The following is a 795-nucleotide window of genomic DNA, read 5'->3' as shown; positions in this document are numbered from 1 at the left end:
AGGAGGAAATATGATGCGTGTTGTAATTGGTGCTGACGCACAAGGAGAAAAATTAAAAAATGTTATAAAGGATTACTTAGTGAATGAAGGTTATGAAGTCGTGGATAAGACAGTAGCCGGAGCGGACTTTGTTGATTCTACTTTAGCGATTGCCGCAGATATTAAAGCAAATGACGGGTCAATGGGGATTGCTTTTGATGGTTATGGCGCTGGCAGTTTTATGGTCGCAACTAAAGTGAAAGGCATGGTCGCAGCTGAAGTTTCTGATGAACGTTCCGCTTATATGACAAGAGAACATAACAATGCCCGCATGATTACTATTGGTTCAGAAATAGTCGGCGAAGAACTAGCTAAAAATATCGTTAAAGAATTTCTAGCAGCCCATTATGATGGTGGACGCCATCAAATTCGTGTAGATATGTTAAATAAAATGGCGTAATAAAATGGAGGAATAATGATGAAAATTGCAATTGGTTGTGACCACATTGTCACAGATACAAAAATCGCTGTTTCCGATTTTTTAAAAAGTAAAGGTTATGAAGTAATCGATTGTGGGACGTATGATTTTACCCGGACGCATTATCCAATTTATGGGAAACGGGTCGGTGAAGCAGTCACAAGTGGCGCGGCTGATTTAGGCGTAACAATTTGCGGCACTGGCGTAGGAATCACTAATTCGGTCAATAAAGTTCCCGGTATCCGGGCAGCTTTAGTGCGAGATATGACGACTGCCATTTATGCCAAAGAACAATTAAATGCCAATGTCATTGGTTTTGGTGGTAAGATTACAGGTGA

General features: G+C 40.5%; 2 protein-coding genes. Both read left to right on the top strand.

The window, feature by feature from the left end:
* Window positions 1-13: 13 nt before the first annotated feature.
* Entirely contained in the window at window positions 14-439 is a 426-nt protein-coding gene (lacA, locus tag RU96_RS12635) for a galactose-6-phosphate isomerase subunit LacA (RefSeq protein ID WP_071865812.1), read from the top strand.
* Between the two features lie 18 nt (window positions 440-457).
* On the top strand, window positions 458-795 hold a 338-nt coding region (locus tag RU96_RS12630; protein ID WP_071865811.1), incomplete at its 3' end, for an RpiB/LacA/LacB family sugar-phosphate isomerase.

Source organism: Enterococcus canintestini, from assembly GCF_001885735.1.
In the GTDB taxonomy this organism is placed as follows: Bacteria; Bacillota; Bacilli; order Lactobacillales; family Enterococcaceae; genus Enterococcus_C; species Enterococcus_C canintestini.
This window is presented reverse-complemented; position numbering and strand designations above follow the sequence as displayed.

Coding starts and splice junctions, on each gene's coding strand:
- lacA (WP_071865812.1), top strand. CDS start 14: ATGCGTGTTGTAATTGGTGCTGACGCACAAGGAGAAAAATTAAAAAAT.